This is a genomic window from Syntrophomonas curvata, from assembly GCF_052976825.1.
This window is the reverse complement of the sequence record NZ_CM129641.1, coordinates 1,584,426-1,601,910: the sequence shown is the minus strand read 5'-3', so window position 1 is coordinate 1,601,910 and position 17,485 is coordinate 1,584,426. Positions and strand designations below refer to the sequence as shown.

Genomic DNA, 17,485 nt, shown 5'->3' with positions numbered 1-17,485 from the left:
TCCTTGAAAATTATTGCTAAACCATGGATGATTAAGCTTTACACTGATTAACCCCCTCCTGCGGGGACAATTTTACTCCCATAACCCGCTAATATGCTGCTAACCTGGTTCATCTGTGGTTGCCGGCATGGGTTCCAAGGTATAAAAAAACTCTCATCCCCCAAAGGGACGAGAGCTCATTCTCCCGCGGTACCACCCTAATTGGCCAGTGCCCGGCTTAATTATGATAACGGTCTGTAACCGTCCGGCTCTTCACCGGCGCTCCCAGGTGGCATTCACCCGAATGCCGCTACCGGTTTCCAGCATACCCGGCTCTCTGCCAGCAGCAATTACAGGCTACTCTTCTGGTCATTGCTTTTGATTATTTTGTATTGTACTACATGCTATCATTACCCGTTGGCCGAGTCAATACCGGAACGCAAATTAATAGCCGTCAATACCATGCCAGTTATGCCCAGCAGGGGTAAAGTTTTTCTGAACTATTTTCCTTAGCGTTGCATATTATTACTCTAGATTTCTAAGGGAGGTATATATCATGGATAAATTATGGTCTCTTAACAATGAAGAACTACAGGTAGCCCGCAGGCTGGAAGACTACTTCAGCTCCAGCGATATGACCTTCCGGGAGAAGGTATTCCATGCAATTCTCATTGCCCGGCATGAATTGGAAGGCCATCACTTCAGCAATGAATTCGAGCGCCAGAGAATTCTGGAATTCGCCCGGGTTCTTGACCGCCTGCTGCAAAAAACTATTTAGTCTACTTAAAGAGCAAAAATTTCTTCTTTAACATCAGGTACTCAACTAAATAGGCCGCCAGCATGCAGATAAAGATGCCCAGGTAGATTAACCTCTCTGTTCTGATTTGGTTTTTCAGCCGGTTTATGGTATCTTCTTTTTCTCCCACAAAATTAAAAATACTTTGCTTTTCCTCCTTGATGGAGGTCATTTGATATATAGTCTGGTAAAGCTCACCCTGCAGCTGAAAATACTTGCTCCAGGCCGATATCCGATCTGATTTAAGGGAATCTGCCCACTTAAGTATGGTTTGTTGCTCCTCCTCCGGACTCAGCAGCAGGGCATCAACAGCCGTGATTCCGCGGCTGTTGGCCGGATGATCTGCTTTCAGGAGCTTGCAGATGGTCGGGGCAATATCAATAACCATACTGTTATTAATGCGGGTGTTGCTCTTTAAACCCGGGCCATGGATTATGAGCGGTACATTGTTGCTGGGAGAGGAACCTCGGGCAGAAGTAACTACTATCAGGGAATTGTAATAGTTATCTTCTTTCCTTAAATTGTTCACAAACATGCCCAGAGCCTGGTCGCAGTTTTTTACGGTTTCATAATAGGCCTTCTCATCCAGGCTGAGGAGGGCATTGCGGCAATCGTTTAAGTATATATAGCTTAAAAAAGGTCTTTCCTGCTTAAATGTTTTCAAGGCCTGTTCCAGCACCTTCTCATCGCTCTCGCAGCTGGCTACGCTGTAATAAGTTTTATCCCGTTCTTCATAGGCCTGCAGTTTCCCCCCCGATCCATCAATGACAGCAAATTTCTTGCCCATTTTGCGGACAATATCACACAAGGTCTCGGTTTGGACTTTGTCCTTTACCGTAATATGCTGGTGGTCCTGGGGGAAGCTGCCGGTCAGAAGTGAAGCCTCGGCTGCTTCCACCGTATCAACCTGCAATGCCATGGATTTCTCATCAAAAACCCCTTCGTCGGCCAGGTGCTTCATATTGTGTACCGGGGCGCTTACATAACCTTCATAATTCAAACCATCCACACTTATGATAAAAATCTGCTGCAAGGGTTGGGGCCCGGCATCAGCAGAACTAATGCCTGCCGCTAATGTGAAAACGAGTGCCAGCATCAGTCCGGGGAACCAATGCCTCATATTCAACCACCTCCCGCCTTATCTGATTAATTTATATTGACCGGAAGCGGTTAATATACCTCAAGGGTCAACTTAGAAGGCAATCGTTAATAGCGTCCGCTTTTGAATATGGAATAGACCAATCCCAGGCCCAGTAATATCCCCACTAAAAAACCGGCTTCAACCAGAGGAAAACGGCTCAATATATTGCTTCTGCTCTCTTCCGCTACCAATGAGGTTCCGATTATAATGCTGGCTAAAATTATAGCCAGAGCCAGGCGGTTGGAAAGGATGTCAACTTTGTTGGCCAATTTATAAAGGTTATGGTGCTCCATCTGCACCTTGATTTCACCGGCTTCCAGCATCCTAAGAACGTTGTCCACATCCCGGGGAAGGGTTTGGGCCAGTCCGGTGTAATCTATCAGCAAATTGCCCACCCTTTCCTTGATGTTTTCCATAGAAAACCTCTGCCGGATTACTTTTTTCCCGTAAGGTTCAGCAATATCCACTATGCTCAACTGCGGATCCAACTGGGATACCATATTCTCTACCGTCATGAGCATTTTGACCAGCAAAGACAGTTCAGCCGGTATCCGTACCTGATACTTGAATGATAATTCAACCAGTTCCGCCAAGGCCTCGCCTATGCTGATCTGGGAGAGCGGCAACCCATAGTATTTCTGCTGCAGGCGGGATATATCCCGCCGAAATTCAGCCTGATTGACAGACTGGGAACCTATGCCGATGTCAAGCAACGCTCTGGTTACGGCATTGACGTCATACCTCATCATGCCCACCAATAGATCCATCGCTTTTTCCCGGGTAGCCCGATCCATTACCCCTACCTGGCCAAAATCATAAAAGATGATTCCTTCCCCATCTACTACGGCCAGATTTCCAGGATGGGGGTCAGCGTGGAAAAATCCGTGCTCATACACCTGTTTGAACAGCGCATCAACCAGATTGGTAGCAATCCTGACCGGATCGTAGCCCGCTTTCTTCAGCCCCACCGGATCGGAAATCTTTATTCCTTCCAGATACTCCAAAGTCAAAACCTTCCCGGAAGAATAATCCCAGAAAACCCTGGGAACAACCACATGCTTTTCCTGCCTGAAGTTGCGGTAAAAAATATCGGCATTACGGGCTTCTTTGCGAAAATCCACTTCATTTAAAATAGCCTGCCCCAGTTCGTCCACTATCTCAGTGATGCGATACAAACGCCCCCAGTCAGTTCTGCGTTCCAGAATCCGGGCAATTTCCATTAAAATGTCCAGGTCGTTTTCAATCAGCCGGTCGATTCCGGGACGCTGGACTTTGACCACAACTTTTTGCCCATTTTTAAGCTCAGCCTTATGAACCTGAGCTATGGAGGCGGCGCCCAGAGGTTCATGATCGAAACAGGCAAAATCCCCATCGATGTCAATACCTTCTCCGGCGCAAACCGAACGTATATCAGCATATAAAATCGGCGGAACATTATCCTGAAGCTTTTCAAACTCCCGGATAAATTCCGGAGCCAATAAATCCGGCCTGGTACTCAGCAACTGACCTAATTTCACATAGGTAGGTCCCAGTTCCTCGAATGCCGCCCGGAGTTGCCGGGCAGCACTAATACCCCGCAATTCTTGCTCGGCGGGTTGTTCCCTTTTAAACTTCCACGGCGATATGCGGTCGAATAGAAATCCAAATCCATGCCTGATAAATATATTGGCCACTTCCCGGTAGCGGGGTATGTGAGCCAAGTGCTGGAAAGCTGTAAATCGCAACTATACTCCCTCCGGAAATGTTGTTAAAACAAACAACTGCCGGTTTTCCGGCAGTTGAAGACCTCTGATGCTGCAATGACTTAGGAAAGCTTCTGTTCCAGTTCTTTTACCCTTGCTTCCAAGGCTTCAAACTCGGAGCGGCTCACCACGGAGAAATCCTTTTTCAATTCCCCCATTTCCTCCCGGATAAAGTTCTTCATCTCTTTCCGCTCTTCTTCACCTTTTTTGATGGCATCTTCCACAAATTGACGAGCCTCTTCTTTACTCATATGTCCTTTTTCTATCATTTCATTATAATAACGTTCTGCCTTTTCCCGGGTTATGCTCATAGCCCCCAGCCCAAGAAGAAAAGCTTTTCTCATCATACCCATCAGCAACCTCCTTATCCAGTATTTACGGTTAGCATACCATAACTTGTCGCCATATACTATCTTATGCCATATCCAATATTCTATACGAAACTGCTCCTATAATAATACACTCCGATTCGGACCTGTAAAAATTGATTTTATCCTCACACAATATTGATTTTCGCTGCAAGTGATTGTATAATATCAATTGCGGCAAAAAATACGGGCCATTAGCTCAACTAGGCAGAGCAGCTGACTCTTAATCAGAAGGTTACAGGTTCGATTCCTGTATGGCCCACCATAAAAGAACAAAGAAATACAGGGCTTTTAACGGCCCTGTTGTTTTTATTTCTATCAAGTTTAATCCCTTTTCCTCCCAGCTTTTAAGGAGTTATTCATTTCAAAACATTATTATTTTTCCGCTGCTACAGCAAAATGCTCTGAACATCAAGCCAGTTCGAGTTTAATTGCTAACCTGGCAAAGCCAGTTAAAATAGATTTTCAATTATTAAGTATTCGCCAGATATTAAGAGTTTCCAATATTTAAGGGGTCAGTCCCCCCCCCCTGTTAGCCCTATTTTGATTAACTAGGTTTTTTCGAGGATAAATGATTAATAATCTTTTTATTTAATTGAATTATTTCATCTAATTTATTACTAATTTCCTCTTCCCGTTCAGCCTTTTCAATAAATTTTTTGTAGGCAGCAAATAAACAGTAAAAAATCAATATTATTAAAAATACATTAAATAATGTCCAAAGCAAAGGAGCGTTAACCCCCATAAAACAGCCTCCCCTTTTTTCGCTATTCCAAACATTATTGGCTTTTCTAAGCACAATTTTAAGATACGTTTTTATTGTGCTGCCTCACCTAGTTGCACGTACAATTAGGTGACGGACATATTTGCATGTTTACAAGATTTGAATTTTGCTTAGTGGAATACCATTATATATCCGTCCATTGATATAGGTTGTGAATACAGCTTAATTATACCATTTATCAATAAATAGTAATCAATTGTTCCATTAGTCCAAACATAAACATCCTTTTTGCTACTTGTTATTTCTGCATCTCCGCCTGATTGATGATATTCAACTCCTAAATGGAATCCAGTGGTTTGTGTGTATTCCGTTGCTTTAGTAACTTCATAACCATTGGTAGTTATACTTGCCCATAATTGGAGTTGTCCCATCGAAAAATCGCAGGAATTTGCAAGAACCTGCGATGTTCCGCGAGTTGCCATTACCTTTACATTTTCTTCACCAATATATGTAGTTGTAGTCTTTTGTTCTGTTGCGTGTACCTTAGCATTTTCTAATAATTCAACCAATTGTGTATCGCTGGTTATTTCTATAGGTTGAATGTATTCAGGAACTTCCGAAGGTGATATTGTCTTTAAGTTATATTCCGCATAAATATCATCGTATGATTTTGCTTCACTTGCACATGCAAGGGAAGCAAAAGATGCAAGACTCATAAAACATAATGTCAGCACTAAAAAAATAGTAGTTATAGTTTTATTGAAATTCGTAAATTTGATTGTCATTATACAGCCTCCTTGTACATTGTAGTTAGACGTACCTAAATCAAAAAGCTTAGTTCTTTTGACAATCACATAGGAATTCCGGGGTAACTCGGATAAATATTCTCGTAAAGGCAGGGGGCTTCGAAGGTCCTCCTTGGGAAGTATTGCTCTGTCCCGAAATTAAGAGTGAAGCCCCACCCGTACGAGAGGACTCGAATGAGCACGTTGTTGATGCGGCTTGCCGCATGCTGCGAGTTACGCGCAAGGTTGAGGCTCGTAGGGGCTAAAGGGAACCTGCCGTATTTTGTGAAAGTAGGGGTTAGTATGTTCTATGCAGGTATTGACATCGCCAAGCACCGTCACGAGCTTTGCCTGGTTGATGAGACAGGTAAACCGGTTTTGCAGATTTTTATCGAGAATACTCACAAGGGGTTTGAAAAGCTTTTGCAAGCGATCAATGGTTTAGAAGTTGCTCCTGATGGAGTTCGGTTCTGCATGGAAGCTACCGGGCATTACTGGTTAGCTCTCTATTGCCATCTTAAGGAGCTGGACTATAAGGTTAGCGTTATTAATCCTATTCAGTCTGATGCCCTGCGCAATCTCTACATTCGCAAAATCAAAACTGATGAGAAGGATGCTTTGCTCCTGGCTGAGATGCTGCGTCTTGGTCTTGCCCCTGAAGCCAATCTGGCTTCGGAAACGGTAATGAAGCTGCAAACCCTCTCTCGTATTCGAATTGAATTTGTGCACCAGATCGGCGCTTTAAAGAACAGGGTGCTTGGTATCCTCGACCGGATCTTTCCTGAATACCCCAAGTGCTTTTCTAATGTCTTTATTCGCACTTCCAAGGAATTGCTTAAGCGCTATTGTGAACCCGAGGAAATCGCCGAGTTGGATATCTCAGAATTGACTGGCTTTCTTAAGCAGCACTCCCGCGGCCGCCTCGGTGCAGAACGGGCTGAACAGATTCAGGCTTTGGCCAAGGGTACGTTTGGGATTAACCTGGCCTTGGACGCTTTTACTCTAGAACTCCGCCTTATGGTTGAACAGGTTGAATTCATTGAAGATCAGATCGCTGTCATTGAGGAAGCCATCAACCAGGTCATGGAGGAAATGCGCCCCAGCCCTGATACGCCTTACCGCCATGTTCTGGAGACCATTCCTGGCATCGGTCCTGTACTGGCTGCTGCCATCATTGGCGAGGTGGGCGATATTAGTCGATTCCCTAATGCCAAGGCTTTGGTGGCTTATGCCGGTATTGATGCTACGGTTCGCTCTTCGGGTCAGTTTGAGGGCACCCGTAATCGGATGTCTAAACGGGGCTCCCCTGTTTTACGCAACAGCCTATGGCTGGCTGCCGTTTCGGCCCGCAGATTCAATCCGGAACTGAAAGCTTTTTACGAATTGAAGTGCAGCCAGGGCAAGCATTCGAGTGTGGCTACCGGAGCTGTAGCGCGGCGTTTGGTGCATTTGATCTATTCTCTTTGGAAAGAAAATCGCCCCTTTGACCCGAATTATACCTGGTCGCCCACAAACCCCAATGGGTAACCGGAATCTCTATGTGATTGTCAAAGAACTTTTTTAAACCTATTGACTTTTCATAGCACGTCTTAATATGTTTGGGGATATCCCCCGATAATTGCGAATCACTCTGGTGATAATCTTAGTAATCAAAATATAGTAATTTATTCCCTCCCTAACAGCTGTAATTAGATTTCGTACGATGCATCTATAATACCACTTAAATCAGTCAATATCTATAATATTTTCCATTTATTACATCTGACAGCCTAAAAACTACATATATCGATCTGAATGACGCGATTCTGGGATTTGCAGCAGAGGAGGTGCGGACAAAATCTTGGACCCTGATAGAGACAGGAGGGTGTCCGTATGTATTCAAGAGAAGAGCGCATGAAGGCAATTGAGCTATACATCAAGTATGATAAAAGTATAGCTGCTGTAATTCATGAACTTGGCTATCCAAGCCGTGGATTATTGCCGAGATGGTATAAAGCATATCTAAAAGAACAAGAGACTGGGATCTTGTGGGATCGATATTCACGATGCTCGAAATATTCACTAGAGCAGAAGATAGCTGCTGTAGAACACTATTTTGAGCATGGTCGCAATTTATCAAGGACGGTAAGATTACTGGGGTACCCCTCTAAGGAGGCACTCAGATTATGGTGTGATGAGTTGGCACCAGGAAGTCGCAAAAAGCGTGTTGGAGGTGTACAATGCACTCAAGAGCAGAAGAAAGAAGCCGTAATTGCACTATGCACCAGAACCGGCAATGCTAAAGAAATCGCCAGGGAATATGGCGTCACCCGAGAGGCACTATACAACTGGAAAAACGATCTGCTCGGCAAGGAGGATAGCATAACGATGCCTGAGGCAGAGGACAAACCGCTCCCCGATAACAAGGATGCCCTTTTATCCGAAATCGAATCGCTGAAACGTCAGATTAAAGGACTGAAGCTTGAAAAGGCCATTTTGGAAAGGACAGCAGAGATTATAAAAAAAGATCCGGGCGTCGATCCGAAGAACCTAACAAACAAAGAGGAGGCTATTCTGGCCGACGCCCTGAGAAATGAGTATCCGTTGAAGGAAGTGCTTGCGTGTCTAGGAATGCCACGCAGCAGTTACTTTTACCATCGAAAGCTCGCGTCAATTCCAGGCAAATACGAAGAACTGAGGCGCCGTATCATAGAGTTGTTTGGGGAGAACGGTGGACGATATGGCTACCGACGAATCCATGCTTTGCTTGCGCGAGAAGAAACACGCGTTTCCGAAAAGGTTGTGCGACGTATAATGGGGGAATCCGAGCTTGTTGTTTTCCAAAAAAGGAGGCGGAAATACAGTTCGTACCAAGGCGAGAAGACTCCGGGCGCAGACAACTTAATCGAGCGCAATTTCCATGCGGATGGGCCGAAAGTCAAATGGCTCACGGACATAACGGAATTCGCTATCCCTGCTGGGAAAGTATATCTTTCCCCAATTGTGGATTGTTTTGATGGGTTGCTGCCAAGCTGGTCTATAGGGACTAGCCCTGATGCCGATTTGGTCAACAGCATGCTTGACCGCGCGACAGAAACCCTGAAAGAAGGTGAACATCCGCTGGTGCATTCAGATCGGGGCGGCCATTATCGTTGGCCTGGGTGGATATCACGAATGGAAAAAGCGGGTCTTCAACGCTCGATGTCAAAGAAGGGCTGCTCGCCCGACAACGCAGCTTGTGAGGGATTCTTCGGCAGGCTCAAGAACGAGATGTTCTACAATAGATCATGGACAGGGGTCAGCATAGAGGAATTCATGGATATCCTTGACGAATATTTGGTCTGGTATAATGAGAAGAGGATCAAACTTTCTTTGGGTGCGATGAGTCCGTTGGAATATAGGCGAAGCCTTGGTTTGGCCGCCTAAGGTGTCCAAAAAAACGTCCGCACCTCCAAAATGATAAATAACTTTGGACACCTAGTTGCTGCCAAAAATGGTTTGGCGGTGCTTTATCCGGTAACTGTCTCCGGTTAAGTAGATCACTTCAATTTTGTGGATAAGACGATCCACTATGGCAGTGGTAATAGGCGGATTACCCAGGATATCTCCCAATCTTCTGGACTTTTATTAGATGTAATAAATCTGTGGCATTAACTGCCGGATCTAATGCACTTCTTGAAGTATAGGCATTTCCTCTTTGTCGCTGAAATAGACTTCTGCCGGGGTTTGATACGTCAATGACTGATGTGGTCTATAATTGTTACATAAGTTCAGCCAAATTATTAATTCCTTTTCTGGCTTCTCGCGGCGTTGCTACTCTTTAATATAGATATCCTCATATTTGAGTGATCGTCAGAGACGTTCTAGGAAATTGTTATCGGTTGCGCGGCCTTTCCCGTCCATGCTGATAGTGATACCGGCTGACTCCAGCAGTTCTATATATTTTGGACTGGTAAAGTGGCTGCCCTGGTCGCTGTTCATTATTTCAGGTTTGGCTTTATTAAGCGCAGTTTGAACCGTTCTTAATACAAAGCCTATTTCCATACTCTGATCCATGTCCCAAGCTACAACATAACGGGAAAATAGATCAATAATAGCCACCAGGTACATCCAGCCGCCTTTAAGACGTATGTATGTAATATCAATACCCCAGATCTGGTTAGGATGATCAATTATTAAACCACGTAACAAATACGGATAGATACGATGTTCAAGATTACGTTTGCTTCGGTCTGTTCAAACAATGTATGATGTTATTTGAGGCTTATTTCAGCTGACTCTTAATCAGAAGGTTACAGGTTCGATTCCTGTATGGCCCACCATACTAAACCTATAATCGGCCATTTTAAAAGGAGAGAAATTTCATTTCTCTCCTTTTTCATTTTGGCCCCGCAGGTTTTACCGTGTATCAAACGAAACAGACGGAAAGTTACTCGTATGATTGTCCATAGCTGCTGCTCAAATATTGCAGACGGCTATTGAGATATTCCAGGTGCTTTTCGATGTCCGACGCCATTTGCTGGTATCTGTCCTTGGCCGACTGATCTTCAGTAGATTCAGCGTTCATCAGGTAGGTTCCCTTGGCCGATTGGGCTGATGCTATGGCTTTCTTCAAATCACTCTGAACAGTCACTTTTTAACACCTCACATGACATAATTTAATATTCCCGTATATTATGCCATATTATCATGGTTGCTATTCCATGTTTTCAGAGAAGTCCAGGCTCTGTTCCAAATCCTCCAGGCTATCCGCCAGGTAAACCAGCTCGTTAATGTCGCAATTGGCCATCGCTGATTCATATGAACTATACGGCATCGGCAAAACATAACCGTACTCACTTACAATATAGAATCCGGGCATACTATTCTCACCTTTATCAGCAAATCTCCTGATGATTAACTTTCCCACCTGCACCAATAATAATGTACCCATTTTTGAAAAACCGGTCTGGTATTAGCGGACCGCATCTACCTCTGCATATATTCTATTGCAGCTTATCCTGCTCCAGATAAATAGTGCGGCTGGGAAAGGCGATGGATACCCCTTCCTCTTCCAGAATCTCCATGATTTTAAGATTAATATCCTGTTTTACCTCCAGGTATTCTGCCCAAACCGTAGTATTGGTAAAGCAATATATCATAATATCCAGGCTGCTTTCATTGAATATTTCAAAATATACCAAAACCGTCTCCGGATGTATCCCATGGTGTTGTACCAACATTTGTTTAATACGTTGAATGCATGATTCTACTTTATTCCTGGGGGTATCATAGGTGATACCTAAATAAAAGTTTATCCGACGTTTGCCCATACGACTATGGTTGGTAATGGCCTCCCCCGCCAGCATGGAATTAGGTATGGTAATCAAGGACTGGGAAAATGACCGTATCTTGGTGCTGCGAAAGGATATGTTTTCAACCGTTCCTTCCACGCTGGAGGCAGCTATCCAGTCACCGATGACAAACGGTTTTTCCATGATGATTACGATCCCCCCGAAGATATTGGCCAAGGCATCCTTGGCTGCCAGGGCAAAGGCCAGCCCCCCCAGTCCCAGGCCGGCAATAAATCCATTAACATCATAGTTCCACTCCTGAGCCACGATTACTATTGCCAGGGCTAAAATTACGAAACGGACCACATTGGAGAAGAACGGGATCAGCATGCTGTCCAGGTTCAGTTTTTCTTTAAGTTCTTCCGATAACAGAGAATTGTTGCCGGTGAGGTCGTAAAAACCCCAGGCCAGGATTACCACCAGGCTCGAGCGGAAAAGCCGGTGAACAAAAGCATCCACCGCCAACGGCAGCGGAAGATACAACAGAGCCATATAAAGGCCCAGTATAATAATCAGTGCCTGGATGGGTCTTTTGAAGGCCAGCAACAGCTTGTCATCCAGGGTGTGGCCGGTGCGTTGACTGATCTTGAGCAGCCATTTGAACAGGTAGCAGGAAAACAACTTCTGCAAAAACAGAAAGGTTAAAAATATCAGCAATGCCATAACCGCATATTGCAGATTTTCATAGTTGAATACTCGGATGCTGAGATCGGTCATCTGGTTTGCATAATCAGCTAACATAGTTATCTCCTATTTAAAGTAATGATAGAGATCGTCTCTTGCGAAGGTATGGATTGGCCTTCATCCGTTAATAATCCAGTTAGTAGCTAACAGGAGGTCAAACCATTTGAAAACGATACGATGGCTTTTCACCTATTTATTATGCTCTATTTTGCTGCTTGAACTGGCAGTTTACGCATTGTTTTTAAGCGGTAAGCAGCTTTACCTGTTAACCGTATTTATATCTACAGCCAGTATCATATACATTATTTATCATCTCAGCAAGCCTTTTTACGAGTACCGGGAAGCAGCCAAAAGCTACCACTTCTATTGTATCAGCCCGGACCATCCGCGCGAGGATGATATTCTTTGGCGGCCAATCCATAAGCGTATGTGATGCAGCCGGGGAAGCATAAGCGCTAGATACCGGCAGGAGAAGGCCGCCAAAGGATTATACGGCTGCTTTCCCGGCCTATTCCTTAACTTGGAACAGTGCATACATCATATCGGCACGTGAATAAGACAAGGTGCCGAGAGTCCAGTCATAAACGTGAAGCAGGCCATACTCACCCGTGGCAAATTTGACCGCGTTATAGCTGTAATTCCCGGTTTCGGTAGCAACCGCCTCTTCCAGCGGCACCAATCGTCCAAACGGCTTTTGCAGCGGCTTATAGCCGGTTTCATACAGCTTGTTGTCAGCCACATCATAGAGATACATATTTTTGCTGTTCAGGGGATGCAACTGCACCGCATTGCCGTCCATACTGACGGCAACCTCACAGTAATTGTCGCCCTGGGTTGCATTGCATTTTATCGGCGCCAAATCCAAACTGCGGACAATTTGCAATTTATTTAAATCATAAACATAAAGCCCGAAGTATCCATGGAAAATTACAATGTCATCCGATGCGTAATCAAGAACAGCCATATCAGCGCCTACGCTTTGTTCCGGGCGCCATGCAGCTGCAGTCGGTTCCAGCCCCTTATACCGCGAAGCATTTTCTTGCAGCCCCTGCGCCCCACCGCCTGTACCGATGCTTACAATCTGATAGGCATTATTCCCCAAGCCCTTTATTCGAAATTCTTTGCCGTCGCCTTCACACCTGTATCCGCTATCAGTAGGCTCGAAATTACCGTTGGCACTCAGAAAGTGCAACCCCGGAGTAGAATAATCAGAGACGGTCCACACGCAGAATTCCTTTTCATCGCCTGCCACAAGGGAAATAGCGTTCAGCTTGAATTCGGTGATGCGGTATGGCTCAGGAATGTCATTACCCAGGTAGGAGGTATAGTAATGATTAAAAGCGGCTTCTCCAATTTTGAGCAGGTCGGTTTCGTCCGTTGAAAACCGCATGGCTTGAGCTTTTGTTCTTTCTAAATCGAAGGGCTTTTGAGGGTTGGCTGCAAATGCCAGCACCGCTACCGCAACTGTCAAAAAGACCGCGATGATCAGCCAAAATGCAGGTTTTTTATAATTCAATATGTTTTTGGTCCGGGTCTCTACATGGCTTTCACCAAAGGCAAGAGGATTTGCCCTCCAAAGTCCGGATTTTTTCAACAGCATGCACACAAGTATCACGCCGACGGCCGCATAGGATGCTGTGATGCTCATATTCAGGACGGCAGTAAACATTCCTTGCAAGGTGCTCATTTTACCGCCTCCTCAATAATACGCTTCAGTTCCTCCGCCTCCTTGGGGGAAATTCTCCTTGCATCAAGAAAAGCGGTACAGCTTATATCTTTCCATGTGTTGCACCCCTCTTCAGTCTATTGCAATAGAGCTTTCTTTCAGTTTACTGTTATAGACCTATTTGTCAACGCCGGGGAGAGGTTTTAGCAAAGGCTGTACTCCTTGGAGCTTGGGCCTTAATTTTAAGCACGGCGGTCTGGCATACCGCCATAAAAAAGAGGGCCTTGGGAAAACGGCCCTCTCTTGTGGTGTTTTTCTATTTCTCCTCTTTTTCCTGTTTGGCTTTCTGAATTATCTTTTCGGCGAACTGGGCCGGTACTTCCTCATAATGAGAGAATTCCATTTTGAACTTGCCCCGCCCCTGGGTCATGGACTTCAGGTCGATGGTGTAGCGGGCCATTTCCGCCAGCGGTACCTGCGCCTTTATCATCTGTTTGGTGCCCGCAGGCTCCATGCCCATTACCCGGCCGCGCTTGCTGTTCAAATCACCGATGATGTCTCCCATGTAAGTATCAGGCACTTCAATCTGCACATTGACAATAGGCTCCAGCAAAACCGGTTTGGCAGCCTCCACCCCTTTTTTGAAGGCCAGGCGGGCAGCCATTTTGAATGCCATTTCGGAGGAGTCCACCGAATGATAGGAACCATCATAAAGGGTTGCCTTGAGGTTGGTAACCGGGTAGCCGGCCAGAACCCCTTCCTCCATGGCCTCTATCAGGCCCTTCTCTACCGCCGGGAAGTAGTTGCGCGGTACGGACCCGCCGAATACATTTTCTTCGAAGATGAATTCGCCTTCTTCGGTCGGTTCAAACTTAATCCAGACATGCCCGTACTGCCCATGCCCGCCGGATTGCTTCTTATGCTTACCTTCGGCTTCGACTGTGCCCCTGATAGTCTCCCGATATGGTATCCGCATTTCCTTGCTGACCACATCGACCCCGAATTTACGGGCCAGTTTGTCAATTATTATATCGACATGGGTGTCGCCCATGGTCTTCATTATGGTCTGTTTGGTCTCGGCGTTTTTCTCCACCGAAATGGTAGGGTCTTCTTCCAGGAGACGCTGCAGAGCTCCGCTCAGTTTATCCTCATCGCCCTTGCTTTTCGGTTCAATGGCTATGCTGAGGGTCGGTTCGGGAAACTGGATGGGCTCCATTACTGCCGAGCCAGACTTTACCGTCAGGCTGTCCCCGGTACCGGTCGCTGCCAATTTGGCCACTGCAGCTATATCTCCGGCATATAATTCCGGCACTCCGGCCTGCTCTTTACCGGTCATTATTAAAAGCTGAGCAATTTTTTCTTCTTTTTCCTTGTTGGCGTTATAGACTACCGAGTCGGCCTTCATCTTACCGGTAAACACCCGGAACATATTCAGGCGGCCGATATAAGGGTCGGCGATGGTTTTGAAAACCTGAGCGGATAAAGGCGAATTATCAAGATCTTTCCCCTTTATCAGAGGATTGGTATCCGGGGCGGCTCCACAGTCGGCGATAAAATCCATAACTGGTTGAATGCCGACATTGTTCAGAGCGGAACCGCAGAATACGAAAACGGCTGAGCCCGTGGCAGCCGCAGCTTTAATACCTTCTATTATTTCCGCGTCACTCAGTTCCTCACCTTCCAGGTACTTGGCCAGCAGGTCGTCATCGGCCTCCGCAGCAGCTTCAATCAGGGTTTCTTTATAAGCCTGGACGTCGTCCAGCATATCTGCCGGTATATCCTGTTCGCTGATCTTGCCGGTTCCGGCTTCAAATATCAGCGCCTTCATCTTGACCAGGTCGACTACCCCCTTGAAACTGTCCTCAGCTCCAATCGGCAGTTGTATAGGAACAATGTTATCGGAAAAAGTATCTTGCAATTCGTTCAGGACTTTATAGAAATCGGCATTTTCCCGGTCCATTTTATTGATAAAAGCAATCTTGGGGACATCGGGGAAATCCTCCCAGATTACTTCGGTCTGAACCTCTACGCCGGCAGTTGCTGACAGCACCACCAAGATGGAATCCACCACCCGCAGAGCGCCTACCACTTCATAATAAAAATCTGCATAACCCGGGGTATCCAGTATATTTATCTTACACTCCCTGTATTCACAGGGAACCAATGCAGTACTAATGGTGATCTTTCTTTTTACCTCTTCCGGCAGATAATCTGCCGCGGAATTACCGTCATCTACCTTCCCCATCCGCTTGGTAGCTCCCGTATTATACAGCATCGCCTCTGCCAGGGAGGTTTTACCGGTACCTCCGTGGCCGACAAGAGCAATATTGCGAATTTTACTAGTAGGGTAAACCTTCATCCAATAACCTCCTCGTATTCAACTATAACTGTAAAAATGGTACTATACTTTGTATAAAGTAGCAAAAATTTTTTCTAATCCGGCTTTTTGCCAAGTACATAAAAAATCCAGTAAAGAAACAGCGCAGCCAACCCAAACAGAAGCATCTGGTAAATAAAAATGCCCTTGAACATGTCTATAATAAGGGTAAACACTATGCCCAGGGCCAGAGGAAAGAGTACCAGCTTGCTAAAGGGCTTATCTGGAAAATCAGGGTCGAGTCTTTTCTGTCTTAAATATGATAGGTTTAAAATTACGAAGAACAATAGGGTATTCAGAACAAGGCTCAGGAATATCATGGCATGTCTCCCGACAGATTGAGATAAGCAGCAAAAGATTGGCGGTACTCATCAATTAAGTGATAGTCGGTAAGATCCAGATGTATAGGGGTTATACTGATATAACCGTCCTGAACCGCAACCACGTCGCTTTCGGACTCCTGTTCCTCCTTGACAACTCCCCCTCCCAGCCAATAGTAAGTATTCCCGCGAGGGTCCTGCCGCTCCTCGAAGAGATTATCATAATTCCTGATCCCCAGCTTGGTGATTCTGACCCCTTTGATCTCTTTTTTCCCCAGGGCCGGTATATTAACGTTGATCAGCGTTTTTTTCTCCAACCCGCGTTTACTGGCCACCCTGATTATATTACGGGTAAACCGGGCTGCATAATCAAATTCCATGTCTTCCCGATAGGAATTAAGCGATACTGCCAGTGAAGGGATGCCCAGTATTACCCCCTCGGCGGCGGCAGAAACGGTACCCGAGTAAAGGACATCCGTGCCCAGATTAGGGCCGTGGTTGATTCCCGATACTACCAGGTCTATATCCTGCTTAACCAGAGTATTCAGAGCCAGTTTGACACAGTCGACCGGGGTGCCGCCTACTATCCAGGCAGCATTGGCTTCCGACATACTGGTCTTAATTACCCGGATGGGCTCAAAAACGGTAATGGAATGACCGGTTCCGCTTCTTTCCCGGTCCGGTGCTACTACAAATAGTTCGCCCAGGGAACTCAATTCCCGGGCCAGGCTGTGAATACCCCGGGCATGAATACCATCATCATTGGTCAGCAGGATTCTCATTCGAATGAAACCTCCCGCTCCAGAAGTTTTATGTGATTATAAGGCCAATAGGTAAAGAAAGCTTTGCCTTTTAACCTGTCCCGGGTAAGCCAGGCATTCCAGTAATGGCTGTCAAAGCTGTGATTGCGGTTATCGCCCAGAACCATCAGGCAGCCCTCCGGTACCTCCACCGGGCCATATTCATAGCTCAGGGCTTCAGCCAGATAGGGTTCTTTCAAGGGACGGTCATTTATGTAAACCTTGCCATTCTTCATTTCCACAATATCCCCGGGCAGACCGATTACCCTTTTGATATAGTCCTGATTGGTGTGCAAAGCTTCCGGCGGGGCAAACACCACAATATCCCCCCGCTCAGGTTCTTTAAAGCGATATATAAATTTATTTACCATAACCCTGTCCTTCAGTTGTATAGTTGGCAGCATAGATGCGGAAGGGATTATGCGCCCCTCAATAACAAAGGTCCTTAAAATCATAGCCAGAACAAAAGCAATAATTACTATGCTTAATAACTCTTTTACAAAATCCTTGATCTCCTTGCTCATATATACCCCCCGCTAAAACTCATATATATTTATGACCATCTCGTTCTTTTCCTTGTCTTTAGTAAGTCCAAACATTATTTTTTTTTCCTTCAGGCTCTTGTTTAAAAAATCAATGATATAAATCAACTCCGGATTACTGGCAAAGCTTTTAAAGGCAATCAGTTCCAACTTGCCGTTATCTTCGTTCACAATCTGGTCTCCTTTCCCTGTAATATTGTAGTTTAAGCGCTGCCACATTACAAGTTGGGCCCTATCTCTTTTTATTCT

The 17,485-nt window shown here is 45.5% G+C and carries 19 protein-coding genes, 1 tRNA gene, 1 pseudogene and 1 other annotated feature; of the genes and pseudogenes, 5 read left to right on the top strand and 16 right to left on the bottom strand.

Annotated features, from left to right (window positions below; translation table 11 throughout):
• Positions 1-161: 161 nt before the first annotated feature.
• Positions 162-361 (bottom strand) — a binding site (T-box leader).
• Positions 362-535: 174 nt separating this feature from the next.
• Positions 536-757, top strand: a complete 222-nt coding sequence (locus ACU70B_RS07150; RefSeq protein WP_447185657.1) for a hypothetical protein — start codon at positions 536-538, stop codon at positions 755-757.
• A gap of 1 nt (position 758) precedes the next feature.
• Here the strand turns inward: ACU70B_RS07150 and ACU70B_RS07145 are convergent, their stop codons facing one another.
• The 3 genes from ACU70B_RS07145 to ACU70B_RS07135 all read right to left on the bottom strand — a co-directional run bounded on the left by ACU70B_RS07145 (position 759) and on the right by ACU70B_RS07135 (position 4,011).
• Positions 759-1,895, bottom strand: a complete 1,137-nt coding sequence (locus ACU70B_RS07145) for a sulfatase-like hydrolase/transferase (RefSeq protein WP_447185656.1) — start codon at positions 1,893-1,895, stop codon at positions 759-761.
• Positions 1,896-1,981: 86 nt separating this feature from the next.
• Positions 1,982-3,640, bottom strand: coding sequence for an ABC1 kinase family protein (locus ACU70B_RS07140; RefSeq protein ID WP_447185655.1), 1,659 nt, complete (start codon positions 3,638-3,640; stop codon positions 1,982-1,984).
• Positions 3,641-3,720: 80 nt separating this feature from the next.
• On the bottom strand, positions 3,721-4,011 hold the full coding sequence (locus ACU70B_RS07135) for a phasin family protein (protein WP_447185654.1): 291 nt from the start codon (positions 4,009-4,011) through the stop codon (positions 3,721-3,723).
• 203 nt (positions 4,012-4,214) lie between these two features.
• On the opposite strand from ACU70B_RS07135, the gene ACU70B_RS07130 reads away from it, so the two are divergent.
• Positions 4,215-4,291, top strand: a tRNA-Lys gene (locus ACU70B_RS07130).
• Between the two features lie 282 nt (positions 4,292-4,573).
• Here the strand turns inward: ACU70B_RS07130 and ACU70B_RS07125 are convergent.
• Positions 4,574-4,771: a hypothetical protein gene (locus ACU70B_RS07125; RefSeq protein ID WP_447185653.1), complete on the bottom strand. Its 198-nt coding sequence runs from the start codon at positions 4,769-4,771 to the stop codon at positions 4,574-4,576.
• Positions 4,772-4,920: 149 nt separating this feature from the next.
• Positions 4,921-5,535 (bottom strand): hypothetical protein, encoded by a 615-nt coding sequence (locus tag ACU70B_RS07120; protein WP_447185652.1) that lies wholly within the window; start codon positions 5,533-5,535, stop codon positions 4,921-4,923.
• 303 nt (positions 5,536-5,838) lie between these two features.
• Between ACU70B_RS07120 and ACU70B_RS07115 the strand changes: the two genes are divergently transcribed.
• Complete coding sequence (locus tag ACU70B_RS07115; protein WP_447182946.1) at positions 5,839-7,062, top strand: IS110 family RNA-guided transposase; 1,224 nt, start codon at positions 5,839-5,841, stop codon at positions 7,060-7,062.
• Positions 7,063-7,407: 345 nt separating this feature from the next.
• On the top strand, positions 7,408-8,940 hold the full coding sequence (locus ACU70B_RS07110; RefSeq protein WP_447185651.1) for an IS3 family transposase: 1,533 nt from the start codon (positions 7,408-7,410) through the stop codon (positions 8,938-8,940).
• Positions 8,941-8,991: 51 nt separating this feature from the next.
• Here the strand turns inward: ACU70B_RS07110 and ACU70B_RS07105 are convergent, their stop codons facing one another.
• From ACU70B_RS07105 to ACU70B_RS07085, 5 genes and pseudogenes are all read right to left on the bottom strand, one after another.
• Entirely contained in the window at positions 8,992-9,084 is a 93-nt protein-coding gene (locus ACU70B_RS07105; protein WP_447185722.1) for a hypothetical protein, read from the bottom strand.
• A gap of 93 nt (positions 9,085-9,177) precedes the next feature.
• Positions 9,178-9,741 (bottom strand): annotated as a pseudogene (locus ACU70B_RS07100) (IS3 family transposase); the annotation flags it as partial.
• 202 nt (positions 9,742-9,943) lie between these two features.
• Positions 9,944-10,147: a DUF1657 domain-containing protein gene (locus ACU70B_RS07095; protein ID WP_447185650.1), complete on the bottom strand. Its 204-nt coding sequence runs from the start codon at positions 10,145-10,147 to the stop codon at positions 9,944-9,946.
• Positions 10,148-10,210: 63 nt separating this feature from the next.
• Positions 10,211-10,375, bottom strand: a complete 165-nt coding sequence (locus ACU70B_RS07090) for a hypothetical protein (RefSeq protein ID WP_447185649.1) — start codon at positions 10,373-10,375, stop codon at positions 10,211-10,213.
• A gap of 124 nt (positions 10,376-10,499) precedes the next feature.
• A complete protein-coding gene (locus ACU70B_RS07085; RefSeq protein ID WP_447185648.1) occupies positions 10,500-11,588 on the bottom strand; it encodes a mechanosensitive ion channel family protein in 1,089 nt (362 codons plus the stop codon).
• Between the two features lie 106 nt (positions 11,589-11,694).
• On the opposite strand from ACU70B_RS07085, the gene ACU70B_RS07080 reads away from it, so the two are divergent.
• Entirely contained in the window at positions 11,695-11,964 is a 270-nt protein-coding gene (locus ACU70B_RS07080; protein WP_447185647.1) for a hypothetical protein, read from the top strand.
• Positions 11,965-12,039: 75 nt separating this feature from the next.
• Here the strand turns inward: ACU70B_RS07080 and ACU70B_RS07075 are convergent, their stop codons facing one another.
• From ACU70B_RS07075 to ACU70B_RS07050, 6 genes are all read right to left on the bottom strand, one after another.
• Complete coding sequence (locus tag ACU70B_RS07075; protein ID WP_447185646.1) at positions 12,040-13,218, bottom strand: hypothetical protein; 1,179 nt, start codon at positions 13,216-13,218, stop codon at positions 12,040-12,042.
• Positions 13,219-13,513: 295 nt separating this feature from the next.
• A complete protein-coding gene (gene fusA, locus ACU70B_RS07070) occupies positions 13,514-15,556 on the bottom strand; it encodes an elongation factor G (RefSeq protein ID WP_447185645.1) in 2,043 nt (680 codons plus the stop codon).
• Positions 15,557-15,630: 74 nt separating this feature from the next.
• The gene (locus tag ACU70B_RS07065; protein ID WP_447185644.1) at positions 15,631-15,894 is read right to left on the bottom strand and encodes a hypothetical protein; all 264 of its coding nucleotides are present in this window, start codon (positions 15,892-15,894) and stop codon (positions 15,631-15,633) included.
• A complete protein-coding gene (surE, locus tag ACU70B_RS07060; protein ID WP_447185643.1) occupies positions 15,891-16,676 on the bottom strand; it encodes a 5'/3'-nucleotidase SurE in 786 nt (261 codons plus the stop codon). Before surE ends, ACU70B_RS07065 begins: the two co-directional genes overlap by 4 nt.
• Positions 16,673-17,218 (bottom strand): signal peptidase I, encoded by a 546-nt coding sequence (gene lepB / locus ACU70B_RS07055; protein WP_447185642.1) that lies wholly within the window; start codon positions 17,216-17,218, stop codon positions 16,673-16,675. Before lepB ends, surE begins: the two co-directional genes overlap by 4 nt.
• A 12-nt stretch (positions 17,219-17,230) precedes the next feature.
• Positions 17,231-17,407: a YpmA family protein gene (locus ACU70B_RS07050; RefSeq protein ID WP_447185641.1), complete on the bottom strand. Its 177-nt coding sequence runs from the start codon at positions 17,405-17,407 to the stop codon at positions 17,231-17,233.
• Positions 17,408-17,485 lie beyond the last annotated feature (78 nt).

Coding starts and splice junctions, on each gene's coding strand:
- ACU70B_RS07065 (WP_447185644.1), bottom strand. CDS start 15,894: ATGATATTCCTGAGCCTTGTTCTGAATACCCTATTGTTCTTCGTAATT.
- ACU70B_RS07125 (WP_447185653.1), bottom strand. CDS start 4,771: ATGGGGGTTAACGCTCCTTTGCTTTGGACATTATTTAATGTATTTTTA.
- ACU70B_RS07120 (WP_447185652.1), bottom strand. CDS start 5,535: ATGACAATCAAATTTACGAATTTCAATAAAACTATAACTACTATTTTT.
- ACU70B_RS07135 (WP_447185654.1), bottom strand. CDS start 4,011: ATGGGTATGATGAGAAAAGCTTTTCTTCTTGGGCTGGGGGCTATGAGC.
- ACU70B_RS07075 (WP_447185646.1), bottom strand. CDS start 13,218: ATGAGCACCTTGCAAGGAATGTTTACTGCCGTCCTGAATATGAGCATC.
- ACU70B_RS07110 (WP_447185651.1), top strand. CDS start 7,408: ATGTATTCAAGAGAAGAGCGCATGAAGGCAATTGAGCTATACATCAAG.
- ACU70B_RS07145 (WP_447185656.1), bottom strand. CDS start 1,895: ATGAGGCATTGGTTCCCCGGACTGATGCTGGCACTCGTTTTCACATTA.
- ACU70B_RS07150 (WP_447185657.1), top strand. CDS start 536: ATGGATAAATTATGGTCTCTTAACAATGAAGAACTACAGGTAGCCCGC.
- ACU70B_RS07115 (WP_447182946.1), top strand. CDS start 5,839: ATGTTCTATGCAGGTATTGACATCGCCAAGCACCGTCACGAGCTTTGC.
- ACU70B_RS07090 (WP_447185649.1), bottom strand. CDS start 10,375: ATGCCCGGATTCTATATTGTAAGTGAGTACGGTTATGTTTTGCCGATG.
- surE (WP_447185643.1), bottom strand. CDS start 16,676: ATGAGAATCCTGCTGACCAATGATGATGGTATTCATGCCCGGGGTATT.
- ACU70B_RS07085 (WP_447185648.1), bottom strand. CDS start 11,588: ATGTTAGCTGATTATGCAAACCAGATGACCGATCTCAGCATCCGAGTA.
- lepB (WP_447185642.1), bottom strand. CDS start 17,218: ATGAGCAAGGAGATCAAGGATTTTGTAAAAGAGTTATTAAGCATAGTA.
- fusA (WP_447185645.1), bottom strand. CDS start 15,556: ATGAAGGTTTACCCTACTAGTAAAATTCGCAATATTGCTCTTGTCGGC.